This is a genomic window from Streptomyces sp. NPDC005820 (genome assembly GCF_040630255.1).
GTDB lineage: Bacteria > Actinomycetota > Actinomycetes > Streptomycetales > Streptomycetaceae > Streptomyces.
In genome coordinates this window covers 107,787-125,724 of sequence record NZ_JBEXXE010000007.1, presented here as the reverse complement: position 1 = coordinate 125,724, position 17,938 = coordinate 107,787, and the positions used below count along the sequence as shown (strand labels likewise).

The 17,938-nt window shown below is 70.9% G+C and carries 16 protein-coding genes and 1 tRNA gene; 8 read left to right on the top strand and 9 right to left on the bottom strand.

Going from position 1 to position 17,938, the window contains the following annotated elements; all coding sequences use genetic code 11:
* Positions 1 to 27: 27 nt before the first annotated feature.
* Positions 28 to 1,002, top strand: coding sequence for a zinc-binding dehydrogenase (locus ABZ464_RS10815; RefSeq protein WP_359273998.1), 975 nt, complete (start codon positions 28 to 30; stop codon positions 1,000 to 1,002).
* A gap of 58 nt (positions 1,003 to 1,060) precedes the next feature.
* Positions 1,061 to 2,554, top strand: coding sequence for an MFS transporter (locus ABZ464_RS10810; RefSeq protein ID WP_359273995.1), 1,494 nt, complete (start codon positions 1,061 to 1,063; stop codon positions 2,552 to 2,554).
* A gap of 49 nt (positions 2,555 to 2,603) precedes the next feature.
* On the opposite strand, the gene ABZ464_RS10805 is transcribed toward ABZ464_RS10810, so the two are convergent.
* Positions 2,604 to 4,010 carry an FAD-dependent oxidoreductase gene (locus ABZ464_RS10805; RefSeq protein WP_359273992.1) on the bottom strand — a complete coding sequence of 469 codons (1,407 nt, stop codon included), beginning with the start codon at positions 4,008 to 4,010 and terminating at the stop codon, positions 2,604 to 2,606.
* Positions 4,007 to 4,684: a rhomboid-like protein gene (locus ABZ464_RS10800; RefSeq protein ID WP_359273989.1), complete on the bottom strand. Its 678-nt coding sequence runs from the start codon at positions 4,682 to 4,684 to the stop codon at positions 4,007 to 4,009. The genes ABZ464_RS10805 and ABZ464_RS10800 overlap by 4 nt, the downstream gene beginning before the upstream one ends.
* Before the next feature lie 263 nt (positions 4,685 to 4,947).
* Between ABZ464_RS10800 and ABZ464_RS10795 the strand changes: the two genes are divergently transcribed.
* The 3 genes from ABZ464_RS10795 (at position 4,948) to ABZ464_RS10785 (ending at position 8,023) form a co-directional block, all read left to right on the top strand.
* Complete coding sequence (locus ABZ464_RS10795; protein WP_359273986.1) at positions 4,948 to 6,180, top strand: transposase; 1,233 nt, start codon at positions 4,948 to 4,950, stop codon at positions 6,178 to 6,180.
* Between the two features lie 62 nt (positions 6,181 to 6,242).
* Complete coding sequence (locus ABZ464_RS10790) at positions 6,243 to 7,112, top strand: aminoglycoside phosphotransferase family protein (RefSeq protein ID WP_359273983.1); 870 nt, start codon at positions 6,243 to 6,245, stop codon at positions 7,110 to 7,112.
* 179 nt (positions 7,113 to 7,291) lie between these two features.
* Positions 7,292 to 8,023 (top strand): hypothetical protein, encoded by a 732-nt coding sequence (locus tag ABZ464_RS10785; RefSeq protein WP_359273981.1) that lies wholly within the window; start codon positions 7,292 to 7,294, stop codon positions 8,021 to 8,023.
* Between the two features lie 109 nt (positions 8,024 to 8,132).
* On the opposite strand, the gene ABZ464_RS10780 is transcribed toward ABZ464_RS10785, so the two are convergent.
* Positions 8,133 to 8,205, bottom strand: a tRNA-Thr gene (locus tag ABZ464_RS10780).
* Positions 8,206 to 8,402: 197 nt separating this feature from the next.
* On the opposite strand from ABZ464_RS10780, the gene ugpC reads away from it, so the two are divergent.
* The 3 genes from ugpC to ABZ464_RS10765 all read left to right on the top strand — a co-directional run bounded on the left by ugpC (position 8,403) and on the right by ABZ464_RS10765 (position 11,109).
* Positions 8,403 to 9,488 (top strand): sn-glycerol-3-phosphate ABC transporter ATP-binding protein UgpC, encoded by a 1,086-nt coding sequence (ugpC, locus tag ABZ464_RS10775; RefSeq protein ID WP_359273979.1) that lies wholly within the window; start codon positions 8,403 to 8,405, stop codon positions 9,486 to 9,488.
* A gap of 233 nt (positions 9,489 to 9,721) precedes the next feature.
* A complete protein-coding gene (locus ABZ464_RS10770) occupies positions 9,722 to 10,189 on the top strand; it encodes a hypothetical protein (RefSeq protein ID WP_359273976.1) in 468 nt (155 codons plus the stop codon).
* A gap of 188 nt (positions 10,190 to 10,377) precedes the next feature.
* Positions 10,378 to 11,109, top strand: coding sequence for a nucleotidyltransferase family protein (locus ABZ464_RS10765; RefSeq protein ID WP_055633195.1), 732 nt, complete (start codon positions 10,378 to 10,380; stop codon positions 11,107 to 11,109).
* A 183-nt stretch (positions 11,110 to 11,292) separates the two neighbouring features.
* On the opposite strand, the gene ABZ464_RS10760 is transcribed toward ABZ464_RS10765, so the two are convergent.
* From ABZ464_RS10760 to ABZ464_RS10735, 6 genes are all read right to left on the bottom strand, one after another.
* The gene (locus ABZ464_RS10760) at positions 11,293 to 12,954 is read right to left on the bottom strand and encodes a DoxX family membrane protein (RefSeq protein WP_359273972.1); all 1,662 of its coding nucleotides are present in this window, start codon (positions 12,952 to 12,954) and stop codon (positions 11,293 to 11,295) included.
* 149 nt (positions 12,955 to 13,103) lie between these two features.
* Entirely contained in the window at positions 13,104 to 14,045 is a 942-nt protein-coding gene (gene rlmB / locus ABZ464_RS10755; RefSeq protein WP_359273969.1) for a 23S rRNA (guanosine(2251)-2'-O)-methyltransferase RlmB, read from the bottom strand.
* Positions 14,046 to 14,144: 99 nt separating this feature from the next.
* On the bottom strand, positions 14,145 to 15,545 hold the full coding sequence (cysS, locus tag ABZ464_RS10750; protein ID WP_359273966.1) for a cysteine--tRNA ligase: 1,401 nt from the start codon (positions 15,543 to 15,545) through the stop codon (positions 14,145 to 14,147).
* Positions 15,546 to 15,578: 33 nt separating this feature from the next.
* The gene (gene ispF / locus ABZ464_RS10745; protein WP_359273963.1) at positions 15,579 to 16,085 is read right to left on the bottom strand and encodes a 2-C-methyl-D-erythritol 2,4-cyclodiphosphate synthase; all 507 of its coding nucleotides are present in this window, start codon (positions 16,083 to 16,085) and stop codon (positions 15,579 to 15,581) included.
* A complete protein-coding gene (gene ispD / locus ABZ464_RS10740; protein WP_359273961.1) occupies positions 16,075 to 16,827 on the bottom strand; it encodes a 2-C-methyl-D-erythritol 4-phosphate cytidylyltransferase in 753 nt (250 codons plus the stop codon). The genes ispF and ispD overlap by 11 nt, the downstream gene beginning before the upstream one ends.
* Before the next feature lie 309 nt (positions 16,828 to 17,136).
* Positions 17,137 to 17,619 carry a CarD family transcriptional regulator gene (locus ABZ464_RS10735; RefSeq protein ID WP_003953493.1) on the bottom strand — a complete coding sequence of 161 codons (483 nt, stop codon included), beginning with the start codon at positions 17,617 to 17,619 and terminating at the stop codon, positions 17,137 to 17,139.
* Positions 17,620 to 17,938: the final 319 nt, after the last annotated feature.

The window sequence follows — 17,938 nt, the reverse complement described above, 5'->3', positions numbered from 1 at the left end:
TCCACGAGGCAACCCCGGGAGACCCCGATGCACGCCATCCGACTGCACGCCTTCGGCCCGGCCGAGAACCTCTCCCCCGAGGAGGTGGCCGACCCCGCCCCCGGCCCGGGACAGGTCCGTATCGCCGTACGGGCGGCGGGCGTCCATCTCCTGGACACCGCCCTGCGCGAGGGCGTGCAGGGACCGCCGGCCCCCGCGCCGACCCCGCTGCCGACGATCCCCGGGCGGGAGGTCGCCGGAGTCGTCGAGTCGCTCGGCGCGGACACCCCCGGCTCCTGGCTCGGCCGGCGGGTCGTCGCCCACCTCGGCTTCGCGCCGGGAGGCTACGCCGAGCTCGCCGTCACCGACGCCGGCCGACTGCACGAGATCCCGCCGGGCCTGGACTTCGCCGAAGCCGTCGCGATGATCGGCACGGGGCGTACGGCCCTGGGGATCCTGCAGTTCGCCGAGCTCGGGCCGGACGCGGTGGTCCTCGTCCCGGCGGCGGCCGGGGGCATCGGCACGCTCCTCGTGCAGTACGCCCGCGCCACCGGCGCCACGGTCGTCGGTCTCGCCGGCGGGCCCCGCAAGACGGCCCTGGTGGCGGCCAACGGCGCCGGCATCGCCGTCGACTACGACGACCCGTCCTGGCCGGCCGAGGTCCGCGCCCGCCTGGGCGGCCGGGCCGTCACCCTCGTCCTCGACGGCGTCGGCGGGGAGGTCGCCCGCGAGGCCGTCGCCCTCCTCGGCCCCGGCGGGCTCCATCTCGTCTTCGGCTGGTCCGCCGAGGGCGTCCGCGACGGACAGGGCCACTTCGTCGAGGGCGTCTCCCGGTCGGTCCTCGGGCCGGTGATGCTGGAACGGGCCGGCGGTCTGCGCGCCCTGGAGGAACGCGCCCTCGCCGAGGCCGCGGCCGGTCGGCTCACCCCGGCCGTCCAGCGCTTCCCGCTCACCGAGGCCGCCGCCGCGCACCGCGCCCTGGAGAGCCGGGGGACCGTCGGGAAGGTGGTGCTGGAGCCATGACCGTCTCCGACCCCCACAAGGGGATGCAATACATCCCGATCCATGGTCTTCTGGGCAAATGAGTGTCACCCGGACAGGTGAACCCTCGACGGCCCCCGACCCCCGCCGCTGGTGGGGTCTGGTGATCATCGCCCTCGCCCAGCTGATGGTCGTCCTGGACGCGACGATCGTGAACATCGCGCTCCCCTCCGCCCAGCGGGACCTCGGGATGTCGGACGGCAACCGCCAGTGGGTCATCACCGCCTACACCCTCGCCTTCGGCGGTCTGCTGCTGCTCGGCGGCCGCATCGCCGACCTCGTCGGCCGCAAACGCACCTTCGTCATCGGGCTGATCGGCTTCGCGGGCGCCTCCGCGCTCGGCGGCGCGGCCGTCAGCCCGGGGATGCTGTTCGGCGCCCGCGCCCTCCAGGGCGCCTTCGCCGCCCTCCTCGCGCCCTCCGCTCTGAGCCTGCTCACCACGACGTTCACCGATCCCAAGGAGCGCGGCAAGGCCTTCGGCATCTACGGCGCCCTGGCCGGCAGCGGCGCCGCGATCGGGTTCATCGTCGGCGGCGTGCTCACCGAGTACCTGGGCTGGCGCTGGTGTCTGTACGTCAACGTGCCCATCGCGATCGTCGCCGTGCTCGGCGCGACCGCCCTGCTGCACGACTCCCCCGGCCACCCCTCCCGTCTCGACGTGCCCGGCGCGGTGCTGGGCTGCGGCGGTCTGTTCGCGATCGTCTACGGCTTCAGCGAGGCCGAGTCGCGCGGCTGGAGCGATCCGTTCGTGCTGTCGCTGTTCGCGGGCGGGGCCGTCCTGCTCGCGGCCTTCGTGTGGTGGCAGACGCGCGCCCCGAGCCCGCTGCTGCCGCTGCACATCATCAAGGACCGCAACCGCGCGGGCTGCCTGCTGACCATGATGCTGGCCATCATCGGCATGTTCGGCCTGTTCCTGTTCATGACCTACTACCTCCAGGTCATCCTCGGCTACTCGCCCATGAAGACCGGCTTCGCCTTCCTGCCGCTCACCCTCGCGATCATCTTCGGCTCCACCCAGATCTCGGCCCGGCTGATGAGCCGGGTGCAGCCACGCGCGCTGATGGTCCCCGGCATGATCCTCGCCGCGAGCGGCATGGTGATCCTCACCCAGATGACGGTGGACTCCTCCTACACCAGCGAGATCCTGCCCGCGCTGCTGCTCATGGGCCTCGGCATGGGCCTGACCTTCATGCCGGTGTTCGCCACGGCCACCGCCGGGGTCGCCCCGAAGGACGCGGGCGTCACCTCGGCCACCGTCAACACCTCGCAGCAGGTGGGCGGCTCCATCGGCACGGCGCTGCTCAACACGATCGCCACCACCAGCAGCACCGCCTACATCACGGCCCACCTCACCGGCCCCGCCGAACGCAACGCGGTGACCCGCGAGGGCATCGTGCACGGCTACACGGTCGCCATCTGGTGGGCCGCCGGGATCATGCTCCTCGCGGGCCTGATCGCGGGCCTGATGGTGACGGCGAAACCCCCGAAGCACGAGGTCCCGTCCCAGGAGGCGGTCCCGGAGTCGGTGGGCTGAGTCGGCGGGTGAAAACCCCGGGGGCGGGTGAAAACCCCGGGTCAGGGCCTCAGTGCCGCCCCGCCACCCGGTCCGCGATCCGCGCCAGCCGTGAGGAGCCGGCGCGGTGGGTCCGCGTCTCGCGCCGGTCGGCGGTGCGGTAGGTGGCGTACATGCCCTGGACGCCCAGCCAGCGCAGCGGCTCCGGCTCCCAGCGGCGCACCTGGTGGCCGACCCAGGGCAGCACCGTCAGCTCGGTGTTGCCGCCCTGCCGGGAGTCCAGCAGCACCAGGTCGCGCAGGGTGCGGCCGGCGAGGTTGGTGGTGGCGACGCCCGAACCGACGTAACCGCCCGCCCAGCCGAGACCGGAGGCCCGGTCGAGGGTGACCGTGGCGCACCAGTCGCGCGGCACGCCGAGCACCCCGGACCAGGCGTGCTCGATCCGCACCCCGGCGAGCGCCGGGAAGAAGGCGAGGAGGATCTCCCGCAGCGCCTCGACCGTCGCGGGCTGGGTGCGGCCGTCGTGGTCGGTGCGCGAGCCGAAGCGGTACGGCACTCCGCGCCCGCCGAGCGCGATCCGGCCGTCGGCGGTGCGCTGGGCGTACATGTAGGCGTGCGCCATGTCGCCGAGCGCCTCCCGGCCCTCCCAGCCGACCGCCGCCCACTGCTCGTCGGTGAGCGGCTCAGTGGCGATCATCGAGGAGTTCATGGGCAGCCAGGTCCGCTTCTCGCCCTTCAGCGCGGCGGTGAAGCCCTCGGTGCAGCGCAGCACGTACGGCGCGCGCACGGTGCCGTACGGGGTCACGGCCCGCCCGGCGTGGATCTCGGTGACCGGCGTCGACTCGTACACCTCGACGCCCAGCGCCTCGACGGCCGCCGCGAGCCCCTTGACCAGCTTCACCGGGTGCACGCGCGCCCCGTGCGGGGTCCACGTCGAGCCGACGGCGCCCGCGATCCGCAGCCGCTCGGCGGTCTCCCGGGCGCCGTACAGCTCGCGGTCCTGTTCGCCGTACGCCAGTTCGTGCGCGTGGAAGTCCTTCAGGCGGGCCAGTTGGGCGGGGGTGCGGGCGACCTCCAGGACGCCGCCGACATGGACGTCCGCGTCGACGTTCTCCTCTTCCAGCGCCCGGACCACCTCGGCGACGGTGTCGTTCATGGCGCGCTGGAGCCGTACGGCGGCCTCGTGGCCGTGCAGGGCGGCGTAGCGGTCGCGGCCCGCGATGCCGTTGTAGAGCCAGCCGCCGTTGCGGCCGGAGGCGCCGTAGCCGCAGAACCGCTGCTCCAGGACGGTGATCCGCAGGTCGGGGGCGGCCTTCTTCAGGTAGTACGCCGTCCACAGTCCGGTGTAGCCGCCGCCGACGATCACGACGTCGGCGGACCGGTCGCCGCCGAGCGGCTCGCGCACGGCCGGGAGTCCGTCGTCCGCGTACCAGTAGGAGATCCCGCCGTTCACGACATCGCTTGCCGAGGTACTCATGGCCGGACGTTATCCGGTGAAACGGGCCCTGTCTCCTTCGGATTCCGCACTTTTCCGCGCCCTCTGACCAGCGGGTAGCAGCCGAGACCGATGACGACGGCGACGAAGTGGCCGAAGTCGGTGAAGGTCGGCCCGGCGGTCAGCGGCACCGCGAAGAAGGCGAGGACGACCGCCAGATACGCGTACCGCCATGGCCCGCGGATCCGGTAGCCGAGCACCGCCACCACCCCCGCCAGCGCGTAGCTCACGCCCACGTCCAGGGTGTTGACCGAGGACGCCGGGGCCATCCCGTCCCGGATCGCCTTCAGCAGCGCGCCCTCGCTGACCAGAGTGGCCAGGACGTGCGCCGCCACGCACACCGTCAGCCAGCGCCAGGTCCCGAGCCAGCGCTCGGCCTGGGCGTGGAGGACGGAGTACAGCACCGCGTACGGCAGCCAGTACCCGCCGTCGATCCACATCGCACTCGCGATCAGCACCCGCACGGGGTGCCGGGACAGCTCATGGAGGTTGGTCGACCGCTGCCGCAGGAACTCCTGCTCGAACCCGGGGGACATGTGATGCAGGGCGACCGTGGTGAAGAACAGGACCGTCAGCCACACGTAGGTGCCGGGCGCGCTGCGGACGTACGACCACACCACCCGCCGCACACCGGAAAACCGCGGGAGCAGATTCACCTGGTGTCCTGTGAGGAGGCCCCGGCGTTCACGCCGGGGAGGTGTCGCATCCCGTGACAGCGACGCGAAAGGTCGCCGTATCCGGCCCGTGCGCGCAGACCGCCACCCCGCTCGCCCTGCAGATCGGGTGAGGGCGAACGTGTGTTTCCGTTTTCGCTGACGGGGGTGACCCCGGCGGGAGATGGGTGCGGGTGTGCGGATCTCGCTCGTATGGTCGTGTCAGCGCAGGGGCGGGCGACGGGAACGAGAGCGGGGATATCGGCATGGCGGAAGCGGCGGGGCCCGATGATGTGGGTCATGCCCGGTACACCTACCAGCTACGTGTGTCGTCCGCCGCCCGCACTGCTCTGACGGCGGAGTGGGACCGGTGCCGGTGGACGTGGAACGAGTGTGTCGCCAAATCCAGCGCCGTGCACCGGCACAACAAGGCCACCGGGCAGAACGCCACGTGCGGCCCGGCACAGCTCGACAGGATGCTGACCGAGGCCCGTGCTCGCACACCGTGGCTACGGGAAGGCTCGTCGGTTCCCCAGCAGCAGATCATCCGTGACTTCGGCCGCTCCCGCGCCAAGGCGCGCAAGGACATCCGAGAGCGGTTGCCGATGGCCCGCCGGGCCGGGATGCCCGGGCACAAGAAGAAACGCGAGGCGCTAGCTACTCTCAACTACACACGGCGCGGCTTCCGGTTGAGGCACGGCAGGCTACATCTCGCGGGCGGCATCGTCCTGACGGTCGTGTGGTCGAGGAAACTTCCGGCCGAGCCGTCCTCGGTGCGCGTGTACCAGGACAACCTCGGGCACTGGTACGCCAGCTTCGTCGTCCCCTCTCAGGCCGAACCCCTGCCGGAGACCGGTCGGGTGGTCGGCGTGGACTGGGGCATGAAGGAGACCGCCACCACCACGTCCGACGACCACGACCTGCCGCACGCCGGACTCGGCAGGAAGGCTCAAGCGAAGCTGACCCGCTACGACCGGATGATGGCCCGCCGCAGACCGCAGAAGGGTCAGCCCGCCTCGAAGGGCTACCGCAAGGCGCAGAGACTGCGGGCGAAGTCGTACAAGAAGGTCGCCCGGCAGCGAGAGGACACCGGCCGTAAGTGGGCCAAGAAAGTTGTCCGCGACCATGACGCTGTCGCTGTCGCTGTCGCTGTCGAGGACTTCAAGCCGAAATTCCTGGCCAGGACCACTATGGCCCGCAAGGCCGCCGACGCCGCCATCGGCGCCACCAAACAGGCCCTGATCGAGATGGGCCGCAAGCACAGGCGGGACATCCGCCTCATCCACCCCGCGTACACCACGATGGACTGCGCGCACTGCGGAGCGAGAGCCAAGCACGCACTGCCGCTGGGTGAGCGCACCTACACCTGCACCGCGTGCAAGACCGCGTCCCCACGGGACAAGAACTCCGCACGCGTGATGCTCGTCCGGGCTGGTCTCAACCCGGCTGGTGCCGATGGTGCAAGACCTCCTGGAGCGCTGCTCCAGGAGGCGGCCTGAGCCAGGAATCCCCTCCACTTCAAGGGAGGGGAGGATTCAAATCCGCAAGTATCGTCCGGAAGGTGATCGAGATTCCGGGCGCGCTGGTGACAGAACAGGTAAAGATCAACGGCGCGGCGGGGCGGGCGTTCGTCGCGAGGCTGCCGGACCTGGTGGCGGTCTTCCTGGAGCGCTGGGAGCTGCGGATCGACGGTCCGCCGATGCACGGCGTGTGCGCGCTGGTCCTGCCGGTGACCGGCGCCGACGGCACCCGGGCCGTGCTCAAGCTCCAGCTCCTCGACGAGGAGACGGCGGGCGAGCCGGTCGCGCTCCGCACCTGGAACGGCGATCACGCGGTACGGCTGCTGCGCCACGACGGGCCGACCGGCACCTTGCTCCTGGAACGCCTCGACCCGCACCGCACGCTGACCCACGTCGAGGACGTCCACGCGGCCGTGCCGGTCGTCGGGGTCCTGCTGTCCCGGCTGACGTCCGTCCGGGCGCCGCGGGGCCTGCGGAAGCTGGGCGACCTCGCGCGGGGCATGCTGGAGCGGACCCCGGAGGCGCTCGTCCGGACGCCCGACCGCCGGGACCGCCGGCTGCTCGCCGACTGCGCGGCCGCCGTACGGGAGGTCGCGGCCGAGCCGGGCGACCGGCTCCTGCACTACGCCAACGTCCTCGGCGCCGACCGCGCCCCCTGGCTCGCGATCGACCCCAAGCCGCTCGCGGGCGACCCGGGCTTCGAACTCTGGCCGGCCCTGACCAACCGCTTCGACGCCGAGGACGTCCTCCGGCGCTTCGACGCGCTGAGCGAGGCACTGGGTCTCGACCGGGGGCGGGCCCGCGCCTGGACCCTGGGAAGGTTGCTCCAGAACAGCCTGTGGCGGATCGAGGCCGGCAAACGGCCGACGGCGGCCGACGTGGAGATCGGCCACTGGCTGCTGGGCCGGTGACGCGCACGTCACCTGGTCCGACTTTCGCCAGGAAGGAGCGCCAAGGGCGCGGCGACCGGATCCAGGTCACCACGATTGGCACCGCTCACCGCTGGAGACAACCCCTGGTACAGAGTCCGTCCCGGGGGGTCGACATGCCTGGTCCCAGCTCTCGATTTTCGACGGTTTCCCGCAGTGCCATGCGAAGCCTCGATCTTTACGTAACCCTGATCGCAGCGATCATGTTCGCCGTCCTGGGAATAACCGGAAAGGCCTCGCAAGAGGTGGTGACATCCGGAATTCTGGCGGTGCTGGCTCTTGTGGGATTTTCGCTTCTAAGAATTCGAGCGCAGAGCGACAAGATCAACACATCCCTCGGCGACATGGGCGCCAGACCGAGCGCAGATCGCTTCTTCGCCGAGGTCGACGACGGCGAGGAGATCAAAAGAATGATCTCGTCTTCGCGCGAGGTGTGGTTGCACGGCTGGACACTTGAGCTGCATCTGGTTTCCTACGCCGGCGAGATCAGGAAAGCCGTCGCCAAGGGCGTCCACATCAAGATCCTCGTGATGGAGCCGGGCAGCACGGCCATGACTGTCGCGGCCACTGAGGCGGAGAACCGCAGCGCCGGTGATCTCAGCTCCAACCTGGAGGCCAACCTGAGAAGGCTACTGACGCCACCGTCCGGCCCGGTTTCTGGAAAGCTGGAAATCAAGACACTCACCCACGTTCCCCATTGCACCGTGATCGCATCCGATCCATCGTCGGATCAAGGCAAAATCATCATGCGCATCGCCACCTTCCAAGCCGATCATTGGCAGCGACCCACCTTTGCCGTAACTCGGCAGAACGACGCGAGATGGTACGAGTTTTTCAAGAACCAGTTCGAAAAGAAGTGGGAGTCCGCAACGCCTTACGGCTCCGTGCCCTAGGAGACCGACATCCCACTCGGGCGCCTCCGGCGGGAACCGCCGTCAGGATGTGCCGTCGACGCCCCCACGGCCGGAAGGTCGCGGGGACGTTGTCCCGGCTAGATCAAAGAGCCCCCTGTCGGACTCGAACCGACGACCTTCGCTTTACAAGAGCGGTGCTCTACCAACTGAGCTAAGGAGGCGTGCCCGTGCAGTGTACCCAGGTCGGCGGGGCGGCCCGTCGAAAATTTCCGCGAAGTTCACATGCCTCCAGGTACTGACAGATCCGCCGGAGCCGAGGTAGCGTCCTGAGCCAGTTCACCCGTGTGGACTACACCAACCACCTTCCTACAACGGATCGTCCGGCACGTTCCTGCCGGTAGAAGGGGGCCTCTGAGCCATGGCCACTGTCACGTTCGACAAGGCGACCCGGATCTACCCCGGTTCCACCAAGCCCGCCGTCGACGGCCTCGACATCGAGATCGCGGACGGCGAGTTCCTCGTCCTGGTCGGCCCGTCCGGCTGCGGCAAGTCCACCTCGCTCCGCATGCTCGCGGGGCTCGAGGACGTCAACGGCGGTGCGATCCGCATCGGCGACCGCGACGTCACCCACCTGCCGCCGAAGGACCGGGACATCGCCATGGTGTTCCAGAACTACGCGCTCTACCCGCACATGACCGTCGCCGACAACATGGGCTTCGCGCTCAAGATCGCCGGCGTCAACAAGGCGGAGATCCGGCAGAAGGTCGAGGAGGCCGCGAAGATCCTCGACCTCACCGAGTACCTCGACCGCAAGCCGAAGGCCCTCTCCGGCGGTCAGCGCCAGCGTGTCGCGATGGGCCGCGCCATCGTGCGTGAGCCGCAGGTCTTCCTCATGGACGAGCCGCTGTCGAACCTCGACGCCAAGCTCCGTGTCTCGACCCGTACGCAGATCGCGTCGCTCCAGCGCCGCCTCGGCATCACCACCGTCTACGTCACCCACGACCAGGTCGAGGCCCTGACGATGGGCGACCGCGTGGCGGTCCTCAAGGACGGTCTGCTCCAGCAGGTCGACACCCCGCGCAACATGTACGACAAGCCCGCCAACCTGTTCGTGGCCGGCTTCATCGGCTCCCCCGCGATGAACCTCGTCGAGGTGCCGGTCGCCGACGGCGGCGTGAAGTTCGGCAACTCGGTCGTGCCGGTGCAGCGTGACGCGCTCTCCTCCACGTCCGACAAGAAGGTCACCGTGGGCGTCCGCCCCGAGCACTTCGACGTCACCACCGACTCCGACACCGGTCTCGGCGTCGTCGTGAACGTGGTCGAGGAGCTCGGCTCCGACGCCTTCGTCTACGGCACCGCCCAGGTCGGCGGCGAGGCCAAGGACCTCGTGGTCCGCGTCGGCGGCCGTGACGTCCCGGAGAAGGGCAGCACGCTGCACGTCGTCCCGCGCGCCGGCGAGACCCACGTGTTCTCCACCTCCACGGGCGAGCGCCTCTCCGACTGACGCCGCTCCGACCGACCCGGACATCCCTCCTGATTCACCCAGGTTGACGAGAAGGGCCCCGCAGACCGCTGCGGGGCCCTTCTCGCGTCCCGCGAAACACCTCGACACGCCGGACATTTCCGCCCGATCGGACCAGCGACCGTCAACCCACTACCCCACCGGAGACACCACTTCATCCCCCGTCCGAGTGACGAAATGTCGCTGAATGATTACGGGGCGCTACCCTCTCACGCGTGAAGCACTCCGCGAACCACTCCACCCAGCGCACGCAACGCGGCCAGGGCGGCCCAGCCCGCCGGATCGGCCGCTCGCTCGCCCTCGTCCTGCCCGTCGTCATGGTGCTCTCGGGAACCCTCGCGGTCACCCGGGTCAACTGGTCGGGAGACCCCTCGGACTCGGTGCTCACCGCCTCCGACGTCTCCACCGCCCACCGCACCTCCCACGGCGCCCCCCAAGCCCCGCAGGACGTCCTGCGCGACCAGCTGCTGACCGAGCTCCAGGAGAAGGACCCGGGCACCGCCCTGACCCACCTCCAGGCCGCCGTGAACGGCAAGCCGTCGCTGGCGAAGCACTGCACCTCCATCGCCCGCGCCCTCGGCCGCGCCGCGGTCCGTCTGTACGGCCCCTCACGCGCGCAGTCCTACGCCCGCCCGGTCTGCGACACCTCCTTCGCCTCGGGCGTCCTCATGGCCCACAGCTGAGGCCCCCACGCCCCTTACGCCCCTCACGCCCCCCACGCCCTCGGCGCGGCTTCCCTCCCGTATCGGGCGGGGGCCGCCCGGGCTCCCACGGGCACCTCCCGGGTCCTCCAAGGCGCCTCCCGGGTCCTCCAAGGCGCCTCTCGGGCACCTCTTACGGCACGTACACCCGCGCCGCGTACAGTGCGCCCATGACTCACCCGCACGCCGCGTCCCGCCCCACGCAAGCCGTCGTCCTGGCCGGTGGCCAGGGGTCCCGGCTGCGTCCGTACACCGACGACCGGCCCAAGCCCATGGTCGAGATCCCCGGCACGGGGACGCCGATCATCGGCCACCAGCTCACCTGGCTCGCCGAGGAGGGCGTCACCGACGTCGTCGTCTCCTGCGGCCATCTCGCCGAGGTCCTCCAGGACTGGCTGAAGACCGCCGACCTGCCGGTGAACGTCATGACGGTCGTCGAGACCGAGCCCCTCGGCCGCGGCGGCGGCCTCAAGTACGCGGCCGCCCGGCTCCCCCACCCGGACCGGCCCTGGTACGCCACCAACGGCGACATCTGGACGCGTTTCTCGCTCCGCGAGATGGCCGACTTCCACACCGAGCGCGACGCCGTCGCGACCCTCGCGCTGGCGCGGCCGCGCATCCCGTGGGGAGCGGTGAAGACCGACGGCTTCGGACACATCACCGACTTCATCGAGGCGCCGCCGACGACGTACGAGATCAACGCGGGCGTGTACGTCTTCTCCCCCGAGTTCGCCGGGCTGCTCCCCGAGCGGGGGGACCACGAGCGGACGACGTTCCCCCACCTCGCGCGGGAGCGGAGGCTGGCCGGGTTCCCGATTCCGCAGGGGGCCTACTGGCGGGCCATCGACACGGCGAAGGATCTGACGGAGGCGGCGAAGGAGTTGGCGGCGCTGGGTCGCTGACGGTTCGGCCGTGGTTCGGCTGCGGGCCGGTGGGGGCGTTCGCGCCGTTCCCCGCGCACCTAAAGGCAGAACAGCAGGTGCCGTGCGCTGATTGAGCACACGGCACCTGTACGAACCTCAGGGGCGCGGGGAACTGCGCGACCAGCCCCAGCCGGCCCGCAGATCGTGATCTCCCCGAAACCGCTACCCCAGAAGCCCCCCCACCAGCCCGGGCTGACCGGAAGACGAAGAGCCACCCGACGTACCCCCGGTCGAACCACCGGAGGAACTCGTCGAGCCACCGGACGCGGGCCCGGAGCTGGTGCTCGGCGCCTCGCCACCCCCCGTGGGAGCGGACTGCTGCGGCGGGGCCTGGCCCGCGGTCCCCTGGGTCTGGCTCGGCGCGCCCGCGGTCGCCGTACCGCTGTCGCGGGCCGTCGGCGCGCTGTCCGTGCCGGCCGTCGGTGCCGCCGAGGTCGCGCCCTGGGTGGGCGAGGTGGACGCCTCGGGGCTGCGGGACGACTCGCGGGTGTCGGACTCCGCCGGGAGCGGGGAGCCGGGCAGCTCGTTGCGCGGGGCCTCACCGGGGCCGGGGACGACGATTCGGTCGGCGTCGCGGACCGCGCCGCCCAGCAGGGAGCCGATCAGCAGCGTGAGACCGACGGCGATCGCGGTGACCAGGGCGCCGCGGCGCAGGACGTACCGGCGCAACTCCCAGATGTCGGAGCGGGGACCGAGCCGGCGCCAGGCCCCGGCGGCGAGGCGGCCGTCGACGGAGTAGACCGGGGCGCCCGCGATGATCAGCGGCGACCAGGCGGCGAGGCAGATGATGTCGGGGGTGTCGTAGACCGGGGCGGTCTTCCAGCTGACGGTGACGAGGATCGCCGCCGACAGCCCCGCGCCGACCACCGCCGCGACCCGCTGCCAGCAGCCCAGGACCGTGAGGACGCCCACGACGACCTGGAGGAAGGCGATGACGAGCCCGGAGCCGACGGGGTGGTGCAGGGCGAACTGGCGCAGCGGCTCGGCGACTTCCCAGGGGTGCAGGGTGTTGAGCCACTTCACCATGGAGCCGCGCTTGCCGCCGTCGAAGTAGACGGGGTCGCACAGCTTGCCCATGCCGGCGTAGAGGGAGATGAAGCCGAGGAAGATCCGCAGCGGGAGCAGCACCACGCCCAGGTTCATCCGGCGGCCGGGGTAGTAGGCGTGCCGGGAGGCGTCCGGGTCGCCGGCGTGGCGCCTGCCGCGCGGCTCGACCGCCTCCGCGAGCGCCTCCCCGAAGTCCTCGAACTCGGCGTCGTCGTAGGGAGGTTCGTCGTAGGCGCTGCCGACCGTGCGCATCTGCGGCAGCAGCCGGTGCTCGCCGGGCACCGGGGCGCGCTGGGCGCCGACGATGGGGGTCTCCAGGGTCTGCGCGGTGAGGTCGCCGTCGTAGCCGTCGCCCACGCGGGGGATGACCTGGGTGGCTCCGGCGTCGGCCCCGGGCGGTCCGCCGTGGCCCACGCTGCCCGCCCGCACCGCCTGCAGCAGCCGGTGGGCGCCGGTGTCGTCCGGGGCGGTCTGGCCGCTCCAGACGACGGGCCGGCGGCGAGCACCGGAGGCGGCGCCCGCTCTGCCCGCCGCCCCGACGACGGGGATGCGCGTGGTGTCCTGGCTGGCGCTCACATGCCGGGCGATCCGCGGGGATTGGTTACGCCGCGCCGACACGCCCAGCTGCACGCGGAAGCTCGCGTGGTTGACGATGATCTGCGCCGGATCGCTCGGCACCTTCACCATGCTCAGCGCGGGAGCGTCGTCGAAACCGGATTCGAATCCCGACGAGCGGCCCCCCGTGGGTGTGCGGGGTGTTCTGGTGTCCACACTCATCTAACCGAGTGACGTGTGGTTAGGACACTGCTTTGACCCGCCGGATCTGTCCGGACTCCGTCAAGGTTGCACTACCCGCCGGATTTACCCCGTCGGAGTGAACACACGGACGCGCGTTCAGCTCCGGCACCGAGCCTGCCGGGCCCCGTTCAGGCCCGTCGCCGCGCCGCCTCGTACAGCACGATCCCCGCCGCCACACCGGCGTTGAGGGACTCCGCGCCGCCCGGCATGGGGATGCGGACGCGGAAGTCGCAGGTCTCGCCGACCAGCCGGGACAGGCCCTTGCCCTCGCTGCCGACGACGATGACGACCGGGCCGTCCAGCGCCGCCAGCTCGCCGATCTCCGCCTCGCCGTCGGCGGCCAGACCGACGATCGCGATGCCGGCCTTCTTGTACGCCTCCAGGGCGCGGGTGAGGTTCGTGGCACGGGCGACGGGCGTACGGGCCGCCGTACCCGCGGACGTCTTCCAGGCACCCGCGGTCATCCCGGCCGCGCGGCGCTCGGGTACGACCACGCCGTGGCCGCCGAACGCGGAGACCGAGCGGACCACGGCGCCCAGGTTGCGCGGGTCGGTCACCCCGTCGAGGGCGACGATCAGCGGGTCCTCGCCCTCGTCGTGCGCGGCGTCGACCAGGTCCTCGGGGTGGGCGTACTCGTACGGCGGGACCTGCAGGACGAGGCCCTGGTGGTTGAGGCCGTTCGTCATACGGTCCAGTTCGGGGCGCGGCGCCTCCATGAGGTTGATGCCGCCGCGCTCGGCCGCGAGCTGGAGCGCCTCGCGCACCCGCTCGTCGTTGTCGATGAACTGCTGGACGTAGAGGGTGGAGGCGGGGACGCCCTCGCGGAGCGCCTCGACGACCGGGTTGCGGCCGACGACCAGCTCGGAGGCGCTCTTGCCGCCCCGCCCGCGCGCCACGGGACGCCGCTGGACCTGCTTGGCCTTGGCGCCGGCGATCCGGTTCTTCTTGTGCCCCTTGCGCATCTCGGCGGGCGGGGTCGGGCCCTTGCCCTCCAGGCCCCGGCGCCGCTGGCCGCCACTGCCGACCTGCGCGCCCTTCTTGCCGGACATGCGGCGGTTGTTGGCTGCCATGACCTACCTGATTCTGTGCGGAGGAGTGCGTACGTCTATGCAGTGTGCCGCCCGGGGAGCCGGGCGGCACAATCGATCAAGGGAACGGGCTGTCCGCGACTAGCGCGAACCGATGGTCCAGCGTGGTCCCTGCGGGCTGTCCTCGATGGTCAGACCGGACTGGTTGAGCTGGTCGCGGATGGCGTCCGCGGTCCCCCAGTCCTTGCGCGCCCGGGCCGCCTCCCGCTGGTCCAGGACCAGGCGTACGAGGCTGTCGACCACGCCGTGCAGATCCTCGCCCTTCTCGGCCTCGCCGGCCCAGTGCGCGTCGAGCGGGTCCAGCCCGAGGACGCCGAGCATGGCGCGGACCTCGGCGAGCCGGGCCACGGCCGCTTCCTTGTCGTCGGCGGCGAGCGCGCTGTTGCCCTGCCGGACGGTGGTGTGCACGACGGCGAGGGCCTGCGGGACGCCCAGGTCGTCGTCCATCGCCTCGGCGAAGGCCGGCGGCACCTCGGCGGAGGGCTCGACGACGCCGCCCGCCTTCTCCACGACGCGCTGCACGAACCCCTCGATCCGTGCGAACGCCGACTCGGCCTCGCGCAGCGACTCCTCGCTGTACTCGATCATCGAGCGGTAGTGCGGGGTGCCGAGGTAGTAGCGCAGCACGACCGGGCGCCAGTTCTTGACCATCTCGCTGACCAACACGCTGTTGCCGAGCGACTTCGACATCTTCTCGCCGCTCATGGTGACCCAGGCGTTGTGCACCCAGTACTGCGCGAAATCGTCGCCGTAGGCCTTGGCCTGGGCGATCTCGTTCTCGTGGTGCGGGAAGATCAGGTCGAGGCCGCCGCCGTGGATGTCGAAGGCGGAGCCGAGGTACTTGTGGGCCATCGCCGAGCACTCCAGGTGCCAGCCGGGACGGCCACGGCCCCACGGGGTCTCCCAGTCGGGCTCGCCCGGCTTGGTCGCCTTCCACATCGCGAAGTCGCGCGGGTCGCGCTTGCCGGTGATGCCCTCCTCGGTGGGCTGGCGCAGATCGTCGATGTCCTGGTTGGACAGCGCCAGGTAGCCGGGGTAGGAGCGCACGTCGAAGTAGACGCTGCCGTCGGCCTCGTACGCGTGACCGCGTTCGATGAGGCCGCGCATCATCTCGATCATCTCGGGGACGTGCCCCGTCGCCCGCGGCTCGTACGTGGGCGGCAGGCAACCGAGGGCGTGGTAGCCGTCGTTGAACGCGCGCTCGTTGTCGTAGCCGATGGACCACCAGGGGCGGCCCTGCTCGTGCGACTTGGTGATGATCTTGTCGTCGATGTCGGTGACGTTGCGGATGAAGGTGACGTCGTAGCCGCGGTACTCGAACCAGCGGCGCATGATGTCGAAGTTCAGGCCGGAGCGGATGTGGCCGATGTGAGGGGCCGCCTGCACGGTGGCGCCACAGAGGTAGATCGAGACACAGCCCGGCTGGAGCGGGGTGAAGTCACGGATCTGCCGGGCACTGGTGTCGTACAGGCGAATAGTCACGATGCCTAGGGTAGTGGGCGGTGGGCCCTGCCCTCACCCCTGTCCGGCGACTCCTCTGACGACCAGCGCCGTCGCCACCGCCAGCAGGCCCTGGTCCCGGCCGGGGAAGCCCAGACCGTCCGTCGTCGCGCCCGATACGGACACCGGCGCTCCCGCCGCCTCGGACAGCAGCTTCTGCGCCTCTTCCCGGCGCTTTCCGATCTTCGGACGCGGGCCCACGACCTGTACGGCGATGTTGCCGATGACGAAACCGGCGTCCCGCACGATCCGGGCCGCCTCCGTGAGCAGGGTGACCCCCGAGGCTCCCGACCACTCGGGGCGGCCCGTGCCGAAGTGCTGTCCGAGGTCGCCGAGGCCCGCCGCCGAGAAGAGGGCGTTGCAGGCGGCGTGGGCGACGACGTCGGCGTCGGAGTGGCCGGCCAGTCCCGGGCCCTCGTTCTCCCACTTCAGGCCCGCGCACCACAGCTCGCGGCCCTCCTCGAAGGCGTGGATGTCGGTGCCGATGCCGACCTGGGGCAGCAGAGGCATCTCAGAAGCCATCGTTGAGCCTCCTGCGGGCCAGGACCGCCTCGGCGAGGACGAGGTCGAGGGGGCGGGTGACCTTGAAGGCCTCCTCGTGGCCGGGGACGACCACGACGGTCGGGCCGAGCCGCTCGACCATGCCCGCGTCGTCGGTGACGTCCTCGGTGACCGTCTCGTGGGCGCGGACCAGGGTGGCCCGGTCGAAGCCCTGCGGGGTCTGTACGGCGCGCAGCCGGGCGCGGACCGGGGTGGCGACGACCGGCTCGGGGTCGCCGGGGGCGGCGGCCGGTTCGACCTCCTTGACGGTGTCGGCGAGCGGCAGCGCCGGGACGACGGCGAGGGCGCCCTCGCGTACGGCCTCGATGACCGCGTCGACGGTGTCCACGGGGACCAGGGGCCGGGCGGCGTCGTGGACGAGGACGATGTCATAGTCGGGCGGCAGCGCGTCCAGGCCGAGGCGCACGGACTCCTGGCGGGTGTCGCCGCCGGGGACGACGACGAAGTCGGTGCGGTCGGGCAGCGCGTGCGCGTCGAGCAGCGACTTGACCTCGGCGGCGCCGTCCGGCGGGGCCACGACGACCACCAGGGAGACGGCACGGGAGGCGGCGAGGGCGCGCACCGCGTGGATCAGCATGGGCGTGCCGTTCAGCGCGCGGAGCGCCTTGGGGGCGCCCGGGCCGAGGCGTACGCCCCGGCCGGCGGCCGGAATCACCGCGGCCGTACGGGCGGACGCGGGCGAGGGACGCGAATCGTCAGACATCGGTTCCTGTCAGGTTTGTGTGCTCGGCCTAGTTGGGTACGGAGACAGCGTGCCGGGCGCGACGCCTTGACCGGACCCTTCCGTGACGCGCCGGTCGAGCCGCTGCCCGGGCCCGGCACGCAAAGTATCGGGGTTTCCCCGAAGTGGACGATCCACTGTGGGGCGACCCCGAGTGGGACGACCCGTAGGTGGGCGCACGGCTTCCGGACGCGAACATGCCGCAGCGCCCGGCGACGGGAAATACGTCATCGGGCACCGCGGCATTTTTCGGTGTTCAACGGTGTGCGTCGGCGTCGGCCTTCGCCGGCGTCAGGACGCGAGAACCTCGTCGAGCAGGGCTTCGGCCTTGTCCTCGTTGGTGTTCTCCGCGAGGGCGAGCTCGCTCACCAGGATCTGGCGTGCCTTGGCGAGCATGCGCTTCTCACCGGCGGAGAGTCCGCGCTCGCGCTCACGACGCCACAGGTCACGCACGACTTCCGCGACCTTGATGACATCGCCGGAGGCGAGCTTCTCCAGATTTGCCTTGTAGCGACGCGACCAGTTCGTGGGCTCCTCGGCGTACGGCGCGCGCAGCACCTCGAAGACCCGGTCCAGCCCGTCCTGACCGACCACATCACGCACGCCGACGAACTCCGCATTGTCCGCTGGCACACGTACCGTCAGGTCACCCTGGGCGACCTTCAGCACCAAGTAGGTCTTGTCCACGCCTTTGATCTGGCGAGTTTCGATGGCCTCGATCAGCGCGGCCCCGTGATGGGGATAGACCACGGTGTCGCCAACCTTGAACGTCATGTGACAGGTACCCCTTCCGTGGCTATCCAGGGTAACACGGAAACTGCGGTTCCTGAATGGCGTTTTCGCAGGTCAGGGCATATCTCGGGGCTTGACAACTGCGACAGGAACGTGCTTCGGGCGGCTCCCGGAAGCAGGTATTCGCAGGTCGGAGCCGCTCTCCGAGGGGGGTGAAACCCGCACGTTACACGCGTCCGGAGCCCGCCCCAGGCGGTCGAACGTCCACATATGTCCGCTTCCAGATGTGCGACTTGCGCTACTCCGTTCGGTGTCCGTGGCCGGATACGAGTCGTTTCCGGAATTGATCACCGGAGCTTCG